Origin of the sequence: Paenibacillus vortex V453, assembly GCF_000193415.1 — a bacterium.
Taxonomy (GTDB): Bacteria; Bacillota; Bacilli; order Paenibacillales; family Paenibacillaceae; genus Paenibacillus_AQ; species Paenibacillus_AQ glucanolyticus.
The window spans coordinates 26,835-49,843 of record NZ_ADHJ01000010.1 but is presented as its reverse complement, the minus strand read 5'-3'; the positions used below and the strand labels follow the sequence as shown (position 1 = coordinate 49,843).

Annotated in this window: 22 protein-coding genes and 1 pseudogene; 5 read left to right on the top strand and 18 right to left on the bottom strand. The window is 50.0% G+C overall.

Annotated features, from left to right (window positions below):
• Positions 1-284 precede the first annotated feature (284 nt).
• The 10 genes and pseudogenes from PVOR_RS05060 to PVOR_RS05020 all read right to left on the bottom strand — a co-directional run bounded on the left by PVOR_RS05060 (position 285) and on the right by PVOR_RS05020 (position 9,872).
• A complete protein-coding gene (locus PVOR_RS05060; protein ID WP_006208016.1) occupies positions 285-1,547 on the bottom strand; it encodes an MFS transporter in 1,263 nt (420 codons plus the stop codon).
• 405 nt (positions 1,548-1,952) lie between these two features.
• Positions 1,953-2,894 carry a GNAT family N-acetyltransferase gene (locus PVOR_RS05055; protein WP_006208015.1) on the bottom strand — a complete coding sequence of 314 codons (942 nt, stop codon included), beginning with the start codon at positions 2,892-2,894 and terminating at the stop codon, positions 1,953-1,955.
• A gap of 122 nt (positions 2,895-3,016) precedes the next feature.
• On the bottom strand, positions 3,017-3,160 hold the full coding sequence (locus PVOR_RS30940) for a hypothetical protein (protein WP_006208014.1): 144 nt from the start codon (positions 3,158-3,160) through the stop codon (positions 3,017-3,019).
• A 154-nt stretch (positions 3,161-3,314) separates the two neighbouring features.
• Entirely contained in the window at positions 3,315-4,112 is a 798-nt protein-coding gene (locus tag PVOR_RS05050; protein WP_006208013.1) for a DUF817 domain-containing protein, read from the bottom strand.
• Between the two features lie 303 nt (positions 4,113-4,415).
• On the bottom strand, positions 4,416-5,843 hold the full coding sequence (locus PVOR_RS05045; RefSeq protein ID WP_006208012.1) for an MDR family MFS transporter: 1,428 nt from the start codon (positions 5,841-5,843) through the stop codon (positions 4,416-4,418).
• An 82-nt stretch (positions 5,844-5,925) separates the two neighbouring features.
• Positions 5,926-6,339: a MarR family winged helix-turn-helix transcriptional regulator gene (locus PVOR_RS05040; RefSeq protein WP_040680222.1), complete on the bottom strand. Its 414-nt coding sequence runs from the start codon at positions 6,337-6,339 to the stop codon at positions 5,926-5,928.
• Between the two features lie 253 nt (positions 6,340-6,592).
• Positions 6,593-7,345: pseudogene (locus PVOR_RS05035) on the bottom strand (AAA family ATPase).
• Between the two features lie 195 nt (positions 7,346-7,540).
• Positions 7,541-8,131 carry an AAA family ATPase gene (locus tag PVOR_RS05030; RefSeq protein ID WP_006208008.1) on the bottom strand — a complete coding sequence of 197 codons (591 nt, stop codon included), beginning with the start codon at positions 8,129-8,131 and terminating at the stop codon, positions 7,541-7,543.
• Positions 8,132-8,184: 53 nt separating this feature from the next.
• Complete coding sequence (gene ssuE, locus PVOR_RS05025) at positions 8,185-8,730, bottom strand: NADPH-dependent FMN reductase (protein WP_006208007.1); 546 nt, start codon at positions 8,728-8,730, stop codon at positions 8,185-8,187.
• Between the two features lie 326 nt (positions 8,731-9,056).
• Positions 9,057-9,872, bottom strand: coding sequence for a VanW family protein (locus tag PVOR_RS05020; protein WP_006208006.1), 816 nt, complete (start codon positions 9,870-9,872; stop codon positions 9,057-9,059).
• A 214-nt stretch (positions 9,873-10,086) separates the two neighbouring features.
• Between PVOR_RS05020 and PVOR_RS05015 the strand changes: the two genes are divergently transcribed.
• Together PVOR_RS05015 and PVOR_RS05010 are read left to right on the top strand one after the other, a co-directional pair.
• A complete protein-coding gene (locus PVOR_RS05015; protein ID WP_006208005.1) occupies positions 10,087-10,995 on the top strand; it encodes an SDR family oxidoreductase in 909 nt (302 codons plus the stop codon).
• Positions 10,996-11,049: 54 nt separating this feature from the next.
• Positions 11,050-11,505: a hypothetical protein gene (locus PVOR_RS05010; protein ID WP_036643759.1), complete on the top strand. Its 456-nt coding sequence runs from the start codon at positions 11,050-11,052 to the stop codon at positions 11,503-11,505.
• Between the two features lie 50 nt (positions 11,506-11,555).
• Here the strand turns inward: PVOR_RS05010 and PVOR_RS05005 are convergent, their stop codons facing one another.
• Together PVOR_RS05005 and PVOR_RS05000 are read right to left on the bottom strand one after the other, a co-directional pair.
• Positions 11,556-13,307 (bottom strand): bifunctional ADP-dependent NAD(P)H-hydrate dehydratase/NAD(P)H-hydrate epimerase, encoded by a 1,752-nt coding sequence (locus PVOR_RS05005; RefSeq protein WP_006208003.1) that lies wholly within the window; start codon positions 13,305-13,307, stop codon positions 11,556-11,558.
• A gap of 72 nt (positions 13,308-13,379) precedes the next feature.
• The gene (locus tag PVOR_RS05000; RefSeq protein WP_006208002.1) at positions 13,380-14,012 is read right to left on the bottom strand and encodes an NAD(P)-dependent oxidoreductase; all 633 of its coding nucleotides are present in this window, start codon (positions 14,010-14,012) and stop codon (positions 13,380-13,382) included.
• A 341-nt stretch (positions 14,013-14,353) separates the two neighbouring features.
• Between PVOR_RS05000 and PVOR_RS04995 the strand changes: the two genes are divergently transcribed.
• Positions 14,354-15,250, top strand: a complete 897-nt coding sequence (locus PVOR_RS04995) for a hypothetical protein (RefSeq protein ID WP_006208001.1) — start codon at positions 14,354-14,356, stop codon at positions 15,248-15,250.
• A gap of 395 nt (positions 15,251-15,645) precedes the next feature.
• On the opposite strand, the gene PVOR_RS04990 is transcribed toward PVOR_RS04995, so the two are convergent.
• Positions 15,646-16,398: a MerR family transcriptional regulator gene (locus PVOR_RS04990; protein WP_006208000.1), complete on the bottom strand. Its 753-nt coding sequence runs from the start codon at positions 16,396-16,398 to the stop codon at positions 15,646-15,648.
• 22 nt (positions 16,399-16,420) lie between these two features.
• Positions 16,421-17,404 (bottom strand): alpha/beta fold hydrolase, encoded by a 984-nt coding sequence (locus PVOR_RS04985; protein ID WP_006207999.1) that lies wholly within the window; start codon positions 17,402-17,404, stop codon positions 16,421-16,423.
• 148 nt (positions 17,405-17,552) lie between these two features.
• On the opposite strand from PVOR_RS04985, the gene PVOR_RS04980 reads away from it, so the two are divergent.
• A complete protein-coding gene (locus PVOR_RS04980) occupies positions 17,553-18,464 on the top strand; it encodes a hypothetical protein (protein WP_006207998.1) in 912 nt (303 codons plus the stop codon).
• Between the two features lie 260 nt (positions 18,465-18,724).
• Here the strand turns inward: PVOR_RS04980 and PVOR_RS04975 are convergent, their stop codons facing one another.
• The 4 genes from PVOR_RS04975 to PVOR_RS04960 all read right to left on the bottom strand — a co-directional run bounded on the left by PVOR_RS04975 (position 18,725) and on the right by PVOR_RS04960 (position 21,941).
• A complete protein-coding gene (locus tag PVOR_RS04975; protein WP_006207997.1) occupies positions 18,725-18,946 on the bottom strand; it encodes a YezD family protein in 222 nt (73 codons plus the stop codon).
• 147 nt (positions 18,947-19,093) lie between these two features.
• Positions 19,094-19,960, bottom strand: coding sequence for a sulfate ABC transporter permease subunit CysW (cysW, locus tag PVOR_RS04970; RefSeq protein WP_006207996.1), 867 nt, complete (start codon positions 19,958-19,960; stop codon positions 19,094-19,096).
• Positions 19,961-19,975: 15 nt separating this feature from the next.
• Entirely contained in the window at positions 19,976-20,824 is an 849-nt protein-coding gene (gene cysT, locus PVOR_RS04965) for a sulfate ABC transporter permease subunit CysT (RefSeq protein ID WP_006207995.1), read from the bottom strand.
• 37 nt (positions 20,825-20,861) lie between these two features.
• Positions 20,862-21,941: a sulfate ABC transporter substrate-binding protein gene (locus tag PVOR_RS04960; RefSeq protein WP_006207994.1), complete on the bottom strand. Its 1,080-nt coding sequence runs from the start codon at positions 21,939-21,941 to the stop codon at positions 20,862-20,864.
• Positions 21,942-22,299: 358 nt separating this feature from the next.
• Here PVOR_RS04960 and sleB point away from each other — a divergent pair, with 358 nt between their 5' ends.
• Positions 22,300-22,959 carry a spore cortex-lytic enzyme gene (sleB, locus tag PVOR_RS04955; protein ID WP_036643777.1) on the top strand — a complete coding sequence of 220 codons (660 nt, stop codon included), beginning with the start codon at positions 22,300-22,302 and terminating at the stop codon, positions 22,957-22,959.
• Positions 22,960-23,009 lie beyond the last annotated feature (50 nt).

Sequence of the window (23,009 nt, the reverse complement as noted above, 5' to 3'; positions counted from 1 at the left end):
GTTTATAAAGCGCTTCTAGGCTAATATAGCACTAGGAGCGCTTTTTCTCTTTGGGAATGCTGGAAGATTGACGTAGGGACGATGAAGCCATTGTGTACTGATATTGAGTCTCTGCCTTTAGGCAGGTCCCCAAAAAACGAACAAACCTCGGAGTCATTGTCTCCGAAAGTATGATGTGATTTTCTAAGGGGGGAATCGCTTTCTCGCTTAATAAAGAAATTCGCTCACTCAAATAATATTCAATTTATGGATATTTTCTAAATTCCATTAGAAAACTTTATATTCTAATGGGTTGTATTAATCTGTTTTGCCGCTCCGACAACAATGTGTTTTTTCACATAGAATATAAAGAATATTCCTAGGCCAACTTCTAACACACTGGTCAGTATAGGTACAGATCGAATTCCAAAATAGTATATAAAGACTCCAGTTAGAAACGCCCCCACTTGTATAGAAGCTAAACTACAAGTGTTCCAAAGGCCAAACAATCTGCCTCGTAAATGAGCAGGCACGTCAGTTTGCATTATTTGTCGTTCAAAAGGTACGATAAATGCACCTACAAAAGCGAATAACATTAAACTAATCGCACCTTGATAGAGCTGCTCTGTAAAACCAAAGAGCGTCCAGGTCAGCCCCATCAATATATATACATAACCATATTTATAAGGGTTCTTAAACAAGAACTTGTTATTAGCTAACCAGTAGCCTACCAATACTGAGATAATACCTTCAGATATATAGAGTAAACTGATACCATAATGCTTTGTTTCATAGACATTGGATACAAATTGCTCTAACATCAAATTAAATGATCCAATGATTATTCCCCCTGATAGAGCTGCAAGTAGGACAAGTTTTACAAATTTTTGTTCTTTTATTACTTGTATTCCTACAACAAACTCCTTTTTGATGTTCTTGGAACTCACCATTTTCCTATTGTTTTTCAGGGTAATTCTACTACTTATAATTGCTGAAACAAAAAATGAAAGCGAGGTAACCATCCAAGCAATATCCAGATCTAAGAAGGAAATTAAGGTTCCACCAGCTGCAGCGCCTAGTAATCTAATAGAACTTGTTATTGTGAAATTAAAGGAGTTAGCTACAATTAAATCATCCTCTTCAATTAAATCAGGTATGATCGTTTGACGTGCAATAGTTGCTAAAGAGTTTAGAAGTCCACCTACGAACCTTAATAAACAGAATAAAATCCAAGCATACATACCACCTAGTAACGGAACAACGATATATCCTAGAAATAAAATTCCCCGAAATACTTCTGAAAAAACAATCACCTTCTTCGGATTAAATCGATCGACTAAGAAACCAACTAAAAAACTAAACATTAAAGGCGCAAGTCCACTTACAGCCCATAACATCCCTAGTTGAATTCCATTGTCTGTAATTTGATTAAGTAATACAAGCATCGCTATGAAGGAACCCCATGAGGTTAAACCTGTTAGAATGTTCGTATACGTTAAATATTTGTAACTGGGATATTTCCTCCAAATTAATGAAATCTGGTTCGTTTTTTTCAATTTAATCCCCATCCCCTCTCTTTAAGTAGGATTCGAATTCTTGCCAATCTATTTTATTAAGTATCTTAAGGCATTCTAAAGTCATTAACTCTCACAAATTATCATTTCGCCTCCTTCATTTTATGTGGAAATTTTAACAATATATTAAGAAAATGTATATTGAGAAATTATTCTCTGTTGATAGGTCTTATAAAATTCTTAACTTAAATATTGGAATAATATTAAAAAAAATATAAATACATTACGTCTGCCTGAATCCTTGATCCAATGATATTAAAATTGAAAAAATCAAAAAAAACTCCTTCAACAAACACAAACCTCCGCGATATTCCTGCCAGGAATATCACGGAGGTTTTTTTAACGCGCTTGGATCGGCTGCATTCCAATCATCATCTTATCATCTTGCTATCTAGCGGGTTACCACTTGGCTGCCCATACCTCGATTTCTACCTGAATGGACGGCATCGCAAGTGCCGGCACGTAGGCCATTGTCATGGCCGGCGCCTTTCCGCCATGGAACTTTTCCCACACCTGATGGAAGTGAACCCAGTCCACCTGCTGTGCTGCCCAAATATTGATTTTGACGATATGATCCGCCGAGAGTGCTTCTGCTGCCAACAGGCGCTGAATGTTCGCCAGGGTATTCTCGACTTGTTCCTTCATATCATCCGGCAATCCCCCCTCCATATCGGTTCCCACCTGCCCGGACAAGACCAGCAGCTCGGCTCCCTTCGGAACCTTGGTAACATGGGTATAAGGCCCGATTGGCGGAGCGATGACAGAGGGATTGTACCGCTGAACTTGGGACTGAGACCGGTGATCCTCTTCATTCAGAATAGCCAGCGTCTGATGGTCCTCCCACTGTCCGTTGATGTTTACATTTTTTCTGGCAATGCCTTCCTGATGGAATCCGGCTTTACACAGCACTTTAATCGATCCCAGGTTATGCGGCATTACCCCCGCCTCAATCCGGTGGAACTTCAATTCCTGAAAAGCATGCTTCACCACCAGCTGAACGGCCTCCGTCATATAACCCTTTCCATTATGGCGTTGGTCCAGGAAATAACCGATCCAGCAGCTCTGCAGATTCCACCGCACCACTTCGGTCAGCATGATCTCCCCGATAACCTCTTCGGTGTCTCGCAGCCCAATCACATAGAGATATCCCTGATCCCCTTTACTTGATTCCAGGGCTTCTTGAATCCGTTCCAGCTGTCCCTGGCGGGTATAGAAGGCTTCTTCTCTTAAACCCGTGAACCGTTGAAAAAAATCCCGATTCTCCACCTCAAGCTTCAGCAGCGCATCCGCATCCGATTCCTCTACTGGCTTTACATAAATCTGTTTTCCTTGCAATAACATAGCGTGCCTCTCCTCTACCGGAAAAATGAAAAACACAAAAACACCACAGAGCTCCTGTGGTGTGCATGCCGATCTATGCAGCCACAGGTAAGCGACCTGTGGTGTTTAATTCCACTGCATCCTCATTCGAACAACCGAATGGAAGGATCCTTGATCGCTGAATATCCGATTATGGACATACTTATCCCGTCCTCGGATAGATCAAAGAAAACAGCGGTGGAGCATCCCATGCCTTTGGACAAAGACGCCAACGATCTTTTTTTCATGTGAACCCCCTCCGTTCCATCTCATGTTGTTCCTATATTCCAATCCTCTATATTCAGAACATACTCGTTCTCATCCTGCATCTTCAACGTAAGTCTATAGTTAACCATAATTACCCGTGTTCTGCAAGCAGGATCCAATATCAACGGAGCCGCCTCACATAACCGTTCCCTTGGGATTGTCCTTGGACGGCCCTCTGCCCAGCTTAAGGTGCTTCAACTGAGCCACGATGATGACACTGATCACCACCAGCAGGAACCACGAGCTGATTTTGCCGATATGCACCAGACTCCATGTCCGCTCCTGACCCGGATAGGTCCAGGCCCCAAGGAAGGTTGAAATATTCTCCGCAATCCAGATGAAGAATCCAATCAGCAGAAACGACAGCACCAGTGGCATCCGCAGTGTTTTGCCGTCAACGTCAAAGTACACCACCGTTCTGCCGAACACCACGAATAATAGCGCCGTAAGGAGCCAACGGGCATCCCATACATAATGATGGGTGAAGAAATTGGCATAGATCGCGGCGCTCAGCAGTACGGTGAGCACAGGCAGCGGCCAGCCGGTAATACGCAGATTCATTCGCCGCCAAGCCTGACAGATATAACTCGCAACACTTGCATACATAAAGCCGCTGTACAGCGGCACCCCGCCGATTTTACTCCAGGCTTCCTCAGGGTAAGACCACGATCCCATATGGACCTTATACAGCTCCAGCATCAGGCCGATGACGTGAAAGACACAGATCACCTTCAGCTCATCCCACGTCTCCAGCTTACTGACAAGCATCCCGATTTGAGCCAGCACACATATAAGAAGAATAAGATCATAACGCGGGATTCCTGGAATTTCAATGATTTTGCTCAATGCGAGCGCTCCAAATATGATAACCGGAAAAATACAGGACAACGCCTGCTGATAACCGAATACCCATAACTTTCGTATAAAATCCATAAGTCCCTCCTGCATAGCAGCACATTACGTTCACCCTACCACAGACCCTGATTTGAATAAAAGAACAGCATTGTCATAATTGACCCAGGTTATCCTCGATAAAAAGTAAAAGAGAGAGCAGCTCCTTCTGCTGCTCTCTCTCCGTTCAATATCGTTCCAGACTATTTGTATTCGCGTGTCAGCACCCTCATGCAATACAACGCATAATCGTTTAATCGCTTGATTTATTAGAAATCATTTGCCATAGGTCATGCTTTAGCGATCAGATGAATGACCTTCCTCAAATACCCGATACCGGCGTGGTCAGACTGCGACATGCTGAACCGGTTTTTTCTTTTTGACTCGTAACAAAAATGTAAGAGGTATGGCCACGACAGCCACCATCGTCCCGATCAGAAATACGTCATCGATGCCCATCGTGGTGGCAACGCCCTTGGTCGTGGCACCCGCTCCCATATAGTATGAGGTTCTGGATACCACCAGCGCACTGAAAATGCCGATGGACAACGAGGCAAGCCCTTGACGAGCCCAATTCGTTATGGATGACGCATGGCCCGAATATTCACTGGACACCGCACTCATCGCTGCATTCGTTAACGGCATATTACACAGCGCGATACCAAGACAGCGGATCAATTGCAGCAGTGAAATGTACAGCACCGAAGTATGAGTGCCGATTCCGCTGAAGGCCAGGGTGGCGGCCACAATAATCAGGACACCTGTAATCACCAGCCGAAACGGACCGATCCGATCATAAAATTTGCCGATAATCGGCGAGGCAGCCGCCATGACAATCGCTCCCGGCAGCATGATCAGCCCCGTATCCATTGGAGACAGCTTCAGCACAGTCTGCAAATACAGCGGCACCAGAAGCGTTCCGGTATAAAGCGATATCGTCACAATACAGTTCAGCATTAAGCTGTACCGAAACCGCGGAAACTTGAATACCTTGAGCTGCAGCAGCGGGGATTTGATGCGCAGCTCCCACCTAACAAAGAACAACAGCAGCAATATGCCGGAGAGGAGCAAAGACAGCGTCTTCCAGGAGCCCCATCCCCAGTCATTGCCGTGACTGAACGAGAGCAGGAGCAGGGAACTGCCCAGCACCACGGTCAAGAACCCGAGGAAATCAAACGTCTTTTTCTCCGTCAGTCTGTAGAAGGGTATGAATTTACTTACGATGACGATAGATATCAGGCCAATGGGAATATTCAGAACAAAGATCGATTTCCAGCCAAAATATTGAACCAGCCAACCTCCCAGGGTTGGTCCGATAACGGGTGCCAGCATGGAGGCAAGGCTCCACAGCCCCATCGCATAGGCCTGCCGCTCACGCGGGAATACCTGATAAATAATCGTCATCGTAATCGGGATGATCATCCCCCCGAATACGCCTTGCGTAATCCTGAACGCAATCAGGGTCTGGATATTCCAGGCGACAACGCATAGCAGCGACGATAGGGTAAAACCTATCAAAGCAAAAATGAACAGCCTTTTATAACTGAGCTGGTCCCCCATATAGCCTACGATGGGAGCCACAATTCCGGTTGCAAGCAGGTAGCCGGCCATCAGCCACTGGGTGGTGCTCAGCGTAGCATCGAACTGCTCCATCACAACCGGGAAAGCCACATTAATCGTGGTAATGCTCAGCACGGCCAGAAAATTGCCGAAAAACACAGCGCTCATAATAAGCCAAAATGAAGATTTCTCTTGTGTCTCTTGTGTATTCACATGAAGCCTCCTAAAACAAAATAAACCCGCCCAGGTCTGGTTAACAGAGCGGAGGCGGGATGCGAGAGCATCGACTTGAACGTTATGGAAATAATTTTTTGCCCAGCAATCGGAGCAAAATATACAGATGATCCGCCTCATCCTGATCCATCTGCCTGAAGGATTCCATGACGGCATAATCCCCCTCGCTGCGAGCATCAAGCACAAGCTGCCGGCCAGTCTCCGTAAAATTGACATAGTGGCTTCGTCCGTCGCTCGGATTGGGCGTTCGAGCCACCAGCCCCCGTTGCTCCAACGCATCCACCAAATACGTAATCGTCGCAGCTTTAAGCTCCATATGCTCAGCCAGTCGATTGGGAAGCCATGGCCCCTGCTGCTCAATCAAACTTAAGATCTTATACTGATTCATCGTCAAATCGTTCTTTCTCAGATGACTTAGAAAAGATACGACCCGATGCCTCGTCATTTTATCCGACAACTCACGATACATGTCCATGAGTCTCTCAACGCTTGCTTCTCTTTCGTTCTCCAGAGCATTTCACCTCGGTTCTTATTTTAGTTCAACAATTCTAAGTTGTAAACACCATTTTCATGATTTTCATTCCTTAATATCCTTAAATATAGATGATATTCGCTTAATTACTTAGAAAATTCAAAGTTTATTTCTCATGTTTGAAGTGGATTTCTTCCGAGAAAAAAGGGCGCCTCCGATCCATAAGATCTTACGGCACCCCTTGCTGTTATGTTAGCTATTCCTCATCGTCTGCAAACAATTCGCGAAGCATCGCTCCCCGATTGTTAACAAATTCCTTCGTGATCATATAATGGTCCGTTTCTTCCAGGCTCGATTCCTCCACCCCGTCGGAGGTCAGCTTGTATATAATGGAATCCGGATAAGCCATGACGATAGGGGAATGGGTGGAAATAATAAACTGCGAATCCTTCTGCACCAGATCGTGAATTCACCTCAGCAGCGCTAACTGACGGAACGGGGACAGCGCCGCTTCCGGCTCGTCCATAATATAGAGCCCGTTTCCCCAAAAGCGATGCAAAAAGGTGGCAAAAAACGATTCACCATGTGACTGCTGATGGAGCGATTTGCCGCCGTAGGAATCTTTAATGGGAGGGCCGATGCTCACTTCGGCATCCAACCGGTCGATATTTGTCGCGACGTTATAATAACTCTCCGCCCGGAAGAAAAACCCGTCACGCGGTTTCCGCGCGCCCCGGACGGTTCGAATATATTCGTGCAGCTTGGAATGGGTCTCCTCGGTCGAGAATGAGAAATTTATCGTCCCCCCTTCCGGATTAAATCCGAGTGCCGTCGCAATCGCTTCCAGCAGCGTCGATTTCCCCATGCCGTTCTCCCCGACGATATAAGTAACCTTCGGATGAAAATCCAGCCCGTCCAAGCCCGCTACAGCCGGCAGATTAAAAGGATATTCATGAAATGAAGGAATCCGCTCCCTCATCAGCTCAACACTTCTCAGATAGGCAAGCATAATCGAACGATCCAACCCTTTCCCTCCTTGGTCTCCATAAGCAATTCCTGGATCTACTATATAACATTCCTGCCTCTGTTCCAATTCGGAGCGCGGTTGCTTGCCGCCACCCTTGCAGCCACAAAAAAAGCGCGCTATCACAGACAACGGATGGGAGCCTGTGACGGCGCGCTTCTTCTATATATGCCAAGCGAACTATTCGCGAACGATAAATTGATAGAGATCCTCGACTTTCTCTTCCGTTAAATCTCCACTGTTATCAAACACCTTGATTGATGCTTGCGGAATATCCCAGTTCACTTCCGGAACAAATTCGACGCGCTTCTTAAAGTCGTCCCAGTGATCAAGCTTCCACTGATCCCGCTCGGTCCGTCTGTCAATGATCCGCTCCTTCTGCAATTCCATATCCTGAAGCGCAACCACAATGACCTTCACATCCACATCCTTCTTCGTTAACCCCGCAGACGTAATAACCTCTTCGATCCATTCGCGGTTTTTGAGCTCGGCGGTAAACGGAGAAATCATGAACACGTTCTGTCCTGCATTCAAGTTCTCGATGCAAATATCCTTGGTTGTATCATACTCCAGATCACGCAGATTCTCTTTATAGAAAGAAGAGTCCCGATCGTTTGGATCATGGCCGTTACTTTCAAGGAACTTCTCAACAAAGCGTCCTCCAACCGTATCACGGTCGAGAAATGCAGCCGGCATGCGGACTGCCAGCTTTTTGGCTACTGTAGTTTTACCTGTACCTGCTACCCCAACAAAAAACACCAACTTTTGCAAAATGATACCCCTCCATATCCTATCTCCCCGGTTCTAATTCCTGTCCATTATAACTAAACGCGTTCTGTCCGATAACGGGTTTCTTCAATAAGCTCCTCCATCGCGGAGGCCAGGCGTTCCTGCAGCACTTCCGCTACATCGAATCCGCCTTCCTCGGTACGGGCTACCTGAGCATCCACCGCATACACCCCGCCCAGAATATGCCGGGCACCGATGGATGAAAGCACCGGCTTCAGTGAATAGTCAATCGCCAGCAGATGTGCAAGACTGCCGCCAATGAACATCGGAAGCACAATCTTACCAGCCAAACCTTTTTCCGGAATAAGGTCTAGAAAGGTCTTCAGCACACCCGTGAACGAAGCTTTATAAACCGGACTTGCCACAATCACGGCATCCGCTTCGGCCACAAGACCGTTCGCTTTGACAATATGCTCGCTCTCAAACTTCGTATGAATCAAATCCTCCGGCGGCAGTCCCGCCACGTCGATCCGGCTTACTTGGAAATGGGCAGCAGCGAGCGCTTGCTCCGCTATATCCATAACCGCATTCAAGCGGGATCCGACTGTAGGACTCCCGTTAATGATAACAGCTTTCGCCATAACAATTCACCTCGGCTAACCTTATAATGTCATCCTTATCCGTTCCATAAAACAGCTATTAATCTCAGAAAAAAAAGACTTCACATGGTACTGCAAAGTCTTCTGGTGATTGGCTTGCTTGATCCGACTTTAACAGATATAAATCAGGGCAAACTTGTCAGAATTAATATCATCGTATCAATGTGTCCGCGCTTTTGTCAATGCAGCAGGGAACGGTCGGAAAAACAAACCGCAGAGATGGCAGTAACCAGTGATAACGAATGAGGGAGATAGCCTGCTTGTGGATCCGATTGATGAACATACGTATCGATCGCTCAATGGGCAGATCAGGATGTAACGGTCCCCTTCTCAGGAAGCAGCGGCGAATACATCATAAGCGCATGATTCTCCGTGATCCACTCATCATGAATCAGCTCGCCTTCCCTGCTGAACACCTTGCGCCCGATGACATTATGCCTCGCATATCCGCCCCACGCTTCCTGGGTTATGCGATGATCTCGTTCATAAACTTCATAGCTATAGAGCGGGACGGCGGTGGAGCGCCATTCTCCAATCAGTGCCTCCTCTGACACATGTACCGCCAGCTGGTAGGTGTCGCTGGTTGGATTATAGATCTGAAGGTCCAAATAATTATAGGCACACGTAGCTCCGCTGCCAAACGGTTGGGTCCGATTCGAATCCGGAAAAACATCGTAGCTGTGCCGATGCCGCTCCCTCACTTCAAGCGGGGTGTGCAGGGTCATCCAGTAGATAAGGTTGGAGAGTTGGCACAGCCCTCCGCCCACACCGGCCTTAAAACCTCCATAAAACAAAACCATGCCGTCTACATACCCTTTCCTGCGGGTCGGACGTCCAATGGTCCTCCAATAGGACAGCGTCTCTCCCGGTCGGATCAGAAGTCCGTCCAAATGACGAACGGCAAGACGCAGGTTGATCGCCTTATTATGCTGATACCACATATCAACATTCTTCAACTGGCGTTTTAGCGGAGTTTGGTGCCCGAATACCGAATAGTCCAATGGCGCTGAAGCATGAGTACGCGCGAGTTTACTACTGCTCTTCATCCATTCCCAATAACGCCGGCAGGTAAAATACTGCTTGCCTGCCCATAAGCGGAATTTTGACCGTTTGACGGGTTTCATCAGGTGACCGTCCTCCCTTGGGTCATTCGATTTAAATTTTGGAAATATTTTACCACACTGCAACCAAAAGATCGTGTGAAAATTGGCAGGAGCTCCTCAGGCATACGATCTTTCTCCTATTTCGGCCGTAAACGGCACCCGGGACTGGGCGAATGCATAGAGATAAGTAATGCATCATCAATCCATGTCATTGATATACCAGAGGAGGAATGAAATGAAGCCCCAGCAGCCCATTCCATATGTAGGCTCCAAAACCGAATGCAAGGAGCAGCCGATCGCCTTCCCTCCCCAGCATCAAAACTGCCAGCCTGGTTTAGAGAGCCTGATGTCGCCGCGCCCGATCAGTGAGGACCCCGCCTACCGGGGCAGCGGTAAGCTGGATGGCAAAGTCGCCATTGTAACCGGGGGCGACAGCGGCATCGGCAAAGCGACGGCCATTGCTTTTGCCAAGGAAGGTGCCGATCTGGTCATTCCATACTTATATGAGACCTCGGATGCCGAAGTCACTAAACAACGAATCGAATCGCTTGGCAGACGCTGTCTTCTGATGAAAATCGATCTGCGGTACAAAAAGAACTGCGAGACCGTGGTTAGCGAGACATTAGCCTGCTTTGGCAAGGTGGATGTGCTTGTGAACAACCATGCCGTTCAATATGTACAGCACAGCATTTTGGATATTACGGAAGAACAGCTGTATCACACCTATCAGAGTAATATCTTTCCTTTTTTCTTCATGATTCAAGCCGCCCTGCCTCACATGAAATCCGGAGCCTCTATCATTAATACGGCCTCCATTACCGCTTATGAAGGATTTAAGGAGCTTATCGATTATTCCTCAACCAAAGGCGCCATCGTCTCCCTGACTCGATCCCTGGCCCTTTCGCTAGTGGATCAAGGCATCCGCGTCAATTCCGTCGCTCCGGGCTCAGTATGGACACCGCTCATACCTTCCAGCTTCTCTGCTGACGAGGTTGCCGTATTCGGAACGAATTCACCGATGAAGCGGGCCGCACAGCCCTATGAGTTGGCACCAGCCTATGTCTACCTGGCTTCGTCCATCACCTCCTCTTTTGTCACGGGTCAGGCCATTCACGTAAACGGCGGAGAGATGGTCACCAGCTAGTATGGATTCAGCAGGACGTTCGTGGAAATGAATATCAAGCAGAGGATGTGTATCATGAATACCGGTATTCCCAGACGGTCCGGCCGTATGGACATGGGGTTTTACGCGTTAAACAAGCTGGCAAGCGCCGGCATTGCCGTGTTATTGCTGAGCCTGCTCGACTGGGTGTGGCCTTCCAGCGCTGAAAGGGCCTCGGCATGGTTAGGACTTTACATGCCGCAGGAGCACTGGGTATACGGATATGCGTTGACGGCCTCTCTCGCGGCCGACGCTATCCTCTCGTTCCTGCCCACACTGCATAAAGGCAAACAAGCCGCCGTGTACGGAGCGGTCGGATTTCTGTTCTTCGCCCTGTTTACGGGCGGCAATCCGGAACATCTGTGGATCCGCGCAGCAGCTGGAACGCTTACACTTCTCCTATTCTTGTGGGGGAAGCATGCCTTCTCCAGCCAATCCCTGGCCACCCCTTTCTTTGCGTTGGCCGTCCCCGTGCTGTGCTGGGTGATCTGATCCGTCGTTTTTAACAAGAAGAAGGGCCTTCTGATGAAGGCCCTTTTAGTTCAAAGCATATCAATGACATCCCCGGCGATGACCGATGCGGGATGTCCCCGGTGCCGTGCGGCCCACTCACCGGCACGGCCATGCAGCCACACACCGAGCGCGGCTGCAGACGGACCGGCATAACCTTGCGCCAGCAGGCTGGCAATGATGCCGGTGAGCACGTCCCCGGTACCTCCGGTCGCCATGCCGGAGGTACCGGTTGTGTTGATGTAAGCCTGTCCGTCCGGCGAAGCCACGACGGTACGCGCCCCCTTGAGCACGAGGGTAACCCCGTGCTCGGCAGCAAACCCTGTAGCAGCACCGATCCGGTCCTGCTGCAGCTCCGCGGTCGGCGTGCCCAGCAGCCGGGACATTTCCCCCGGATGCGGAGTCAGCACCGTGGCCGCGGAACGCGGTTTCCAGGCGCTGAAATCGCCGGACGATGACAGCATATTAAGCGCGTCGGCATCCACCACCAGCGGTCCTTCCCACGCTTCCCACAGTCGCCGAAGCCATCTGGAGTCGCCGTCAAAGCGGCCGAGTCCAGGACCTACAGCCAGCACGTCCCGGGTCTTGGCGAGCTCCAGCACCCGCCCAGCGGAGGCTTCGTTCCAGTTGCCTCCACTCTCTTCATCTGTTGCCGGAGCGAGCATGATTTCCGGTGCAGCTCCGCTTAACGGCAGCACCAGGCTTGCGGGCAGCGCCCAGGTCACGAGGCCGCAGCCCGCGCGAAGGGCCGCACGGGAAGCGAGCAAACCTGCGCCGCTCATCGTGCGGCTGCCGCCTACGGTCAGCACATGACCGTAGGTGCCTTTATGTCCTTCCGCCGTGCGATAACGCGTGACATCCGCATCCAGCTCCGTCCGAAGGACCTGCGGAGTGAGCAGGTGCGTGTGGACGAACGGTCTCGAACAGCACAGCGATGCAGGGATGCCGATGGAGCGCACCACCACCCGGCCTGCCGACTCGGCGCCGGGGTACTGCACCAAGCCTCGCTTCAGGAAAGCGAGGCACACCGTCACCGCCGCCGAGATGCACGGCTCATGCCGCGCGCCGGTATCGGCGTCCAGTCCGCTCGGAATATCCGCGGACACGACCGGCAGGCCGCTGTCATTGGCGGCCTGGATCAACGCGGCGTAAGCGCCGCGGGGCGCGCCCGACGCGCCCGTGCCGAGCAGCGCGTCCACGATGCCGGTGAACGCGCCGTAGTCCACGGCGGCACGGCCGTGGACCAGAGCCGGGATGCCGAGCGCTGCCGCGGCATCCCGCTGCACCGCCGCCTCGCCAGTAAGCGAGGACGGCTCGGCGGCGTAGAGCAGCGTGACGCGTACGCCGGCGTCACGCAAGTGCCGGGCGGCGACCACGCCATCGCCGCCGTTATGGCCCTTGCCCACCAGAATGAGCCAGTGCTCCTGCGCAGAAAGCGCGGTGGGCAATCGCACGTCTCCGTCTAGGACAGGCGACGGACGGCTCATCTCCAGGGCAAGATCATTCGCGGCAAAAGGGGGGCCCATAGCAGCCGAATGATCCGTTAAGGCTTCGCCTCGCTCCTGTCCGCTTGCCTGCGCAGGCGCTGAGGCAGTTCCGGCTGCTCCGCTCGTTCCGGAAGATGGTAAGCCGTTCCTTCTTCCCCGCTCCATCAGGCATAACTTCAAAACTTCCTCTGCGATCGCCTTGCCCGCATTTTCCATAAGTGCTGCCGCCGGAATACCGATCCTATGGATCACATGGTTGTCCAATGCCCTCATCTGTTCAGACGTCACAACATACATCCAAGCTCTCCCCTTTGCTTCGATATACCTTACACCCTTGCGCCAATGACTGAGGCTGCATCTCCACTACAACTAATAAGCAACGGTAAAACGGGACTTTACAAACTGGGGGTCATCCAGCTCATCGATTATCGCAACGGCGTAATCCTCGGCCGAAATCCGGCTGCTACCGCTCTCATCCGTCACCAGGCGGTCCATGCCAATCCGAAACTGTCCGGTTCGTCTTCCCGGCTCGATGATGGCTGCCGGACTGACATAAGTCCACTCCAAATCACATTCCTTATAGATCTCGTAAGCATCCGCATGCGCGCGGGCGAGCGGTCGGATCTCCTCCGGAAATTCAGGTGTATCCATAAGAGGCACCCCGCTGTCCGCAATAAGACTTCCTGCACCCCCAGCAATCAGCAGACGGGATACGCCGCCGCGTCTCGTTCCCTCCACAATAGTGCGCGCAGCAGCAAGGAGTTCCTCTTCCTGCCCGAATTTGGGACCAAACGCGCTGATCACGGCGTCATGGCCTTGAATAGCCTTCTCCAGCGATGAAGGATCCATCACGTCGGCCTCCGCTTTCTTCAACCGTTCATGCTCCGTATCCATCCGATTCGGATTACGCAGCACCGCCGTCACTTCATGACCCCGGCGCAGGGCTTCCTCTGTAATTCGTCTGCCTATCGTTCCACTTGCACCAATGATGGCTATATTCATGTTCATCGCTCCTTAGACTTAAAATTATACTATATCATCCTTCTTCATAAGCGGCATCTATTCTACAGTCCATAGCTTGTCCACCCCCAGCCTTGCTTAGGCAAGACTCTTCTCCTAATTAATTATCCGGTTATGTTCCTCTTCAAACTCCTATTATGCATCTTTACACCCATAATAAAGCCTAAAGGCCTATAAAATACAGCAAAAGTAACTCCGATATATACGTAAGTGCTGCATAAATATGAATATAATTCTTTCACAATGACTTTAAGCGCAATCCTTACGTTGCATGCACCTGTCGATTCATGTCGTGTAAGATATCGAAAGGAGAACAACCCTTTATGAAAAAATTTAGTATTCGCTTGCTGACCCTTTGTCTATCCAGCAGTCTCTTGCTGCTTTGCAGTTTCTCCATGTATCCACCCGGCCCGGCCGAAGCCAAAGCCACCCAAAAATCTACCTGGTTCTGGGAAACTCCGCTGATTGAGAATGCTACACCGGAGATTCTGGATTTCGCCTCCGACCAAGGGGTCAATGTACTCTATCTGCAGATGAACCGTGATGTCCGTCCGGAACATTACCGCAAATTCATTCGCCTGGCCGGTCGGCAGGGGATTGAAGTGCATGTCCTTGGCGGTGCGCCGAACTGGGCGCTGGAATCCGAACGCCACCGTCTCGAAACCTTTATCCAGTGGACGGCCGAATATCAGGCTTCTGCTGCCCCGGATGAACGCTTTGCCGGTATTCACGTTGATATCGAGCCCCATGTGCTGGGCGAATGGAAAACCAACTATGATGCGGTCGTGAAGCAATGGCAAAACAACGTTCGCTATCTGGTAAAGGAAGCCCATTCCTTAAACCTGCCAATTGCGGCAGATATGACCTTCTGGCTGCATACCTACAAGCTTCCCGATCAATCCATGACCCTCAGCAGCTGGATGATCCAGCAGTTTGATCAGATCGTCATTATGGCATACCGGGATTCCGCCCAGAACATTTACAACCTGGCGGCTGCCGAATTAGCCGAAGCCGACAAATATGGTAAGGAAGCGCTGGTCGCCGTTGAGACCAAATCGAGCAATGAAGGCAACTACGTTACCTTCTTCGAAGAAGGAACGGCCTTTATGGAAAAAGAGCTGTCCAAGGTCACTGCATTGGCAGGCGGCCACGCTTCGTTCTCGGGAACCGCTGTTCACGAATACAGATCCTGGAAGGAATTGCATGGCTTAAACCGCTAACATTGCAACGCACTCATCGTTATCATACGAAAAAAGATGGCGTCTCAAGAGGCTCTTCCTCTGACGCCATCTTTTATGTTCAATAGAAGGAATGAGTCCCCTCCATCGGGTAGATCCCTGATCAATCTCAAACGGCCAACATGAGAAGCAGTACGTAACCCACTGTCATCTTCGCTCGCTGAAACGGCGCTTTCTTTACCTGCAGTTCCGTGTTCATCCTGACCCCTCCCGCTCTTTCGATGCTACCGTCTTATTCATATACTATATGCGGGACGGTCTCTTATGTTGACCTTGAGGAAAAATTGTTTGCCAAGAAAAAAACATTTAGCCATGCAAACAGTAGAGTACGATTTAGGCTTCCTGCATAAGCTGCATAACCTTGGCTGCAATGCAGCTCATTCACGATCAGGATAGCGCTTCAAGACGTCCTGCAAATATTGTTCTGCTTCCATTACAAGCTGACGTTCTCCCGTGTTCCATTGATCCCGATTTCGATCGACTGCTAAGAAGGCAGCATGAATCCGTTCGTCGCCATATGTCACACGTTGAACCATCCGTTGCCATTCTTGGGCTAAGGTCCTGGCTAAACGGGATTCGATGGGAACCTTTGAGGCCTTATAAGCTGCAGCTTGCAGCGATATTTTTCTGAACGCATTGTAAAAATCCAATGCAGCCTGCTCAGAGTTAAATGCTTTTTGAAATAGCCGCGAGTCTTCCTCCGAAAATTGGTATTCTTTCCAAGCCGACATATCGACCTCATTCAACGAACGCATGAGATGGGCTAACAGCTCCCAGGGAACGTTGTAACCTTCTTTCATCATTTCCTTTGCGACATGCAATCCGTCAAGCTTGGCTTGGATACTCTCTTTCTGTGAATAGAGCACCGATTCCTGGTAATCTAGAATGTTCTCGATATCCTGCTCCTCGGTGCCTACGATCAATTGTTCTTTGATCTTTCTTAAAGAGAAACCGATGGCTCTATAGAACATAATCTGTTCAAGTACATACAACTGTTTATCATAATATACCCTATGCCCCAGCTCATCCCGCTCCGCCTTAAGAATCCCTTCATTATCGTAATACTGAATGGTTCGCGGAGTTATTCCCGACAATTGACTGATTTCTTTTACGGAATATTTTTTTCCCATGAACCCATTCCCTTCCTGTCCCTTACTCGATTTTCGCTAAAAAAGCTTCTATCGTTTCCAGTAACTCTTTAGGGTATTCCCCGTTAATTGCATGCGAGGCATCTTCAAATACGACCATCTCGCTATTAGGGTCTTTCAGGGAATCCATCCCCGTTTGATACGACTTTTCAGCATGGTGCATCGTCGATTGTCCAGCTAAAATTCCGAGCACCGGTATCGTCAGCTCAGCTAGTCGTTCCGGCTTGATGGCTTCCGGCATGGGCAGCTTGCTCTTGAATGTCCGCATACCGGTTTCGATTAATTTGGCGGTCGGGTCGCTGTCATCAACTTCAGTCCCGCCGGATATATAGCTGAGCATTTTCTCCCGGATTGGTTTGGGCACCATGGGCACAGACGCCGGAATGGATACAAGTATCATTTTCAGTGGAATGGGGCCAAACACATAGACAGGGTCCAGCAATATGAGCGAGTGAATCTTCTCATGATGCTTGAGCGCCACATTCGCCGCACTCCACCCGCCGAACGACAGCCCTAATAGGTGGATCTCTGATTCCGGCAGCTGGTCCAGCACTTGCTCTAACCAATCTGCTTGGTCCGCAGCGGTTTCGATCCGTCTGGTTTCTGTGCTTAAACCCGGCTCTCCTATCAAATCAAGGGTATATACAGGCCGGTGTTCTAAAAAGCCGCTTAGATTGGCCTCCCACATGGGTGTAGCAGATCCTTTTCCGGGAAGCAGCAACAAGGGTGTTTTATGTGGTGTATCGCTCTCCCGGAACTTGTAGAGCTGCACCACGCCAAAATCGGTATTAACCTTAATCGATTCAACCGGTTCTGGTAATTGATTCATCGCCTCATCATAAGCCGCCGCGTATTTCTTCTGCCCATCCTCTGTAACAAAACCGCTTAACGACCCGTCATCTCTGAATAGAAAGCCTATTACCGTCAGTATAGCTAGTATAGCAATGAGAATGCTACCCAAGAACAACCATCCTTTTTTTCGTTTCAACTCAATCCCCTCCTAAGGTGACTATAGGATATGACGTAACGTTATACGCAACCCCCATGCTCTCCATAGCTGCCTGTTTCAGAATCGGCTTGAATTCCCTTCCTTCTTGTGCAATAGTGAAAGGTAGAATATTGAAGGAGGGATCGGCTTGTCCCTTACGGAATGGATGGTTGATATCTTTGGCTCTCTGAACGCGCTGGTGGCTGTGCTTCTGGCCACAGCGGTATTTTCGGGCCTGTACATATACAGTGCATCCCGTCTCTTAGGTGCACGCAAGGATTCGCTTGCCCGTATTCGTCAGTCCTTGTCCATCTACACCAGGCTTGCGGGACCTCTCGGCACGGTAATCAATCGACCGACTCGAACGGCTATCCCGGAGGATCTCCTCATCCGACTGCTTCAGGAATGCAAATCCGCAGACCTGCTGATTCGGGAACTCCACGAACAGATTGATACCTTTCTAAGCGACCGCGATGAATCCCGGCTGACAACACTGCACAAACTGCTGAATCGCGAAATCGACCGGCTGATGAAGGAACGCGATGAGCTGGTTGGACGTCTTGAGAAACCCGGATGGGGGATGGGACTATGGCTGCTTCTGAAACCTGCCGTACCTGCACTGTCACTGGGAGCTGCGATCCTGTGGACTGCGATTCTCGTCCAGGAGCTCCGTCAGTCCTCTGCCTGGACAAACCCCGAGGTATGGTGTTTATGGCTCTCCAGTATGATTGCAACGGTCTCTTTTTACCGTCTGTTGATGGATTCCAGAAGAAGGTCTCATGGCGTTATCTATACCGTACTGCATCTGCTGATTCTCATCTCTGCATTGACTAATCTAATCTGGATTGAGGCCTCTCCTTACGTTCTGGCTACCCAGTGTTTGCTGTATCTGGCAGGTTTCCGGGTTACAGCCACGCGACAGCGGCGCAAGCGTCCCTACGCAGGTCACCCGGAGCTGATGGAGCAATTCCTGCACCCTGCCGGAGAATATGATCCTCTAATTGACTCAGCTGGTCTAACTGAACCGGAGACCGTCAACAGCCCTTTGCGGTCAAGATAAAACAGAACGATGCAGCACATCCAGCCCGCGCCGATCAATACGGCCGGGCTGTTATTTATAATTCATGACCTTCAGATCGCAAGATTTTACGTAAGTACGGATTAATAATCCACTTTTCTCGTGCTTATACAAAAAAAAAGAACTTCCAAATTAGTCATGACATGCGCCTATCATCTGCATCGGTTAACACTCCGATGTCTGCTCAATAGGCCGCATTTCATTATATCTGCGGAAGTTCTGTTTCTGCTTATCCTTAGGGATCATCTTGTGTTCGTTCTTCGCTGCTGGCCGGGCGCCCGGGCTGGTCCCGACGTCTTGACCGTGCCGGAGGCCGTATTCTCGAAACGCTTGCGCTCCGTTCGTTCCATCTGGACGATTTGACCCTCATGCACTACGATTTGCAGCGAACCGAATTCCATGTCGTTCAGCAGGCCTGCTATGCGTTCGAGCCACATTTCATCCACCTTTAACGGTTTAGCCATGGATACGCCTCCTTACCGGGCAAAGCCCCAAAATATATACTCATCGACACGACCTGAAATGATGGGTTACACTTGCTTACACTCGTTAATCATTCTTTTCCAACCAACATAGTATGAATTTACATTAGCATGGGTTGGAAAGGACTGTCAATGAGCATTTTTTCGTGTAAACCAATTTTTAAGCAGCAGTGTAACCAGCGCTAATAACAGCAATAATGAGGCGACGGCGAACGATGCCGAAAATTGATACTCGTTATACAAAATTTCGACATGCAGCGGTAAGGTGTTGGTCTCACCGCGGATATGGCCGGATACAACGGAGACCGCCCCAAACTCGCCCATCGCCCTGGCGTTGCACAGAATAATGCCATACAGCAGCCCCCACTTAATGTTGGGAAGGGTAACCCGCCAGAATATCTGCCAGCCCTTGGCGCCAAGCGTTACGGCTGCCTCCTCCTCCTTCGTCCCCTGCTCCTCCATGAGCGGAATCAGTTCCTTTGCCACAAACGGAAACGTAACGAATAACGTAGCAAGCACAATGCCGGGTACAGCGAATATAATCTTGATATCATGGGCGCCCAGCCATGGGCCGAACCACCCCTGCCGGCCGAATATGAGCACGAAGATCAGCCCCCCGATGACGGGCGATACCGCGAACGGCAAATCCAGCAGCGTGACAAGCAGATTCTTTCCTTTAAAATGAAACTTCGTTATGGTCCAGGCTGCGATAACGCCAAAAATCGAGTTGAGCGGTACCGCAATTGCCGCTACCAACAATGTCAGCCGAAGTGCGGATAAAGCATCGGGATCGGATAAGGCAGCGATGTATACCTCCCATCCCTTCTTAAACGCCTCGGACATCACGGTAACAAGCGGCAATACGATTAGCCACAGAAGCACAAATCCAGCCAAGCTGATTAATGTCCATTTTACCCACGGTCTCTCCGCTGCTGCCGGAGAGGAGGGAGCGCTGCGTTTCGCTGCAGAAATAGCAGCAGGCACAGTTCCAGCCATTATGTAACCCTCCCCTTAGCGCGCGGTTTTCCGCGACCAATGCTGTAGAATGTTAATGCCCAAGAGCAGTACAAACGAGATGAGCAGCAGAATCAAGGCAACTGCCGTTGCACCGGCGTAATCAAACTGCTCCAGCTTGGTCATGATCAAGAGCGGTGCAATCTCCGTCTTCATAGGCATATTCCCCGATATGAACACCACGGATCCATATTCCCCAATTCCTCGGGCGAAAGCTAATGCAAAACCAGTGAGCAGCGGCGGGATCAGGGTAGGCAGGATTATGGTACGAAAAGTACGCCATCGACCTGCTCCGAGTGTCGCTGCCGCTTCTTCCGTATCCCGCTCCGCATCCTCCAGCACCGGCTGTACCGTCCGTACAACGAACGGTATGCCAATAAACATCAAGGCAAGCGTTATGCCCATGGGCGAGAAAGCCGCCTTGATGCCAAGAGGCTCAAGCAAAGATCCAATCCATCCGTTAGAGGAATAGATCGCAGTCAAGGCAACCCCCGCCACTGCGGTTGGCAGCGCGAAGGGTAAATCGATCAAGGCATCCCACAGTTTTTTACCAGGAAAGTCATACCGCACCAGCACCCATGCCAGCAGCAAACCCAGTAACGTATCGATCAGTGCCGCCATCGCCGCCGTCCCGAGACTCACTCGGTAAGAAGCAAGTACCCTCGGATCACTCGCAACAGACCAGAACTTCTCCCATGTAAGTCCGGTCTGGTTGAGAAGTAATGCAGACAAGGGCACCAGCACTACCAAACTCATATATAACACGGTGAGTCCCATTCCGATTCCAAAACCGGGGAGCACTCTGCGATTACCTCGGCCTTGTCTCTGTACTTGGATCAAAGCCATATCCTCTCATCCCCTTCTGCCTTCGGCTTGATGCCGATCAGCTGCCTGGCACGTAAATCTGATTAAAGATGCCGCCGTCATTGAAATGCTTGGTCTGTGTTTCTTCCCATGTTCCAAATACGTCCTTAAGCGTAAACAATTCGATAGTCGGGAATTTCTCTTTGTACTTGTCGGCTACGCTTGCAAGCGTCGGACGGTAATAGTTCTCAGCCGCAATCGTCTGCCCTTCTTCACTGTACAAATAATTCAAGTAAGCTTCCGCAACTTCACGGGTTCCCCGCTTGTCAACGTTCTTATCCACTACGGCGACCGGCGGTTCTGCCAAAATACTGACCGATGGATTCACGATTTCAAATTTATCCGGCCCGAGCTCGTTGATGGAGAGGTAGGCTTCATTCTCCCAAGCCAGCAGCACATCCCCAATCCCACGCTCAACAAACGTCGTTGTCGCACCACGGGCACCACTGTCGAGCACGGGCACATGGGTAAACAGCTCTTTAACGAATGCCTGCGCTTTCGCTTCATCGTTATTGTTCACTTTCAAGGCATATCCCCACGCCGCGAGATAGTTCCAGCGTGCACCGCCGGAGGTCTGCGGATTCGGCGTAATGACTTCCACGCCGTCCTTGATCAGATCCGGCCAATCCTTGATGCCTTTCGGGTTGCCCTTGCGAACGAGGAATACGATGGTCGAGGTGTAGGGAGCGCTGTTATGCTCAAACTTGCTCTCCCAGCCTTCATTGATCAAGCCTGCCTGACGGATCGCATCGATATCATAACCGAGGGCCAGCGTGACCACATCCGCCTCCAAACCGTCGATGACCGAGCGGCTTTGCTTCCCTGAACCCCCGTGCGATTGCTTGAACGTGACCTTCTGTCCCTGCTCCTTCTCCCAATGGGCTGCGAAGGCTTTGTTGTACTGGTCATATAACTCCCGAGTTGGATCGTAAGAAACATTGAGCAGTTCCACACTTGGCTTGCTGCTTGAACCCGAAGCCGGCGCTTCTCCATCGGCGGTTGCAACTGTCTCTGTTTTCTGTGCACCGCAAGCCGTAAGCGCCGCTGTCAACAGCACTGTCAAACCTACGAGTATCCCTTGCTTCAACACCTTTTTCATATGGATCACTCCCCCTACTAATCTCTACTAAACAGGCCTTATGGCAAAAAAAGACGGAGGAAAGCTCGACAGAACAGAGTCAAACCGGCTTCATGCCGTGCCTGCATTGTCTTCGAGCGTTCCTCCGTCGATACGGTGAGAACAATATAATATAATTCCTACCTGTTTAGTATGTTATGTAGCTATTGTAATAAGTCCTCCCCCAGCTGTCAAACCTTTTTTTCAAAAAATTTCAAGTTCGTCACAACTCGGTCCACAGAACCATTTTTGGTGCCACTAACGCAGTCACTGCGCGATTTTCCATTTACTGATGGTTGTATGAAGCTGTTTCCATCCTTATAATTCAACCCCAAAGGAGATGATCACCATACGAAAGCAATCATGGAAAATAATTTCTGCTCTTTTCCTGAGTATCCTTCTGTTCATGCCCGCATTTGCCCAAACAACAGAGGCAGCTCCGCTGTTAAAGCCGGGCAGCGAGAACGGGGATGTCTGGGACCTTCAATATCGTCTGAAAACACTGGACTTCTACACGCAACCGCTGGATGGCAAATATGGAGCTAACACAAAAGCAGCCGTTACGCGTTTCCAGAAGGAATACGGGGTGCCCGCTGATGGAATTACCGGTGCACAAACCTGGAGACAGCTGAAAAAATATACGTTAAATCAATCCGAGATGGATATCATGGCAAAAGTCATATACAGTGAAGCCCGCGGTGAGCCCTACAAAGGACAAGTTGCTGTGGGAGCCGTTGTTATGAACCGCATTCAATCCGGCGAGTTTCCGAATGATATTCGGGGCGTTGTTTTTCAAAAGGGCGCTTTTACAGCCGTCGATGACGGCCAATACTGGCTAACGCCGGACCGAACCGCTTATCTCGCTGCAATGGATGCCGTCCGCGGATGGGATCCGACGTACGAATCCCTTTATTACTTCAATCCAAAAACAGCGACCAGCCAATGGATCTGGTCCAGACCGCAAGTGGTGCAGATCGGCAATCACATCTTTGCTCATTAATCCACTGAATGATTAAACACCTGAATTGCTGCAAGCATCGCTCTGGCGAA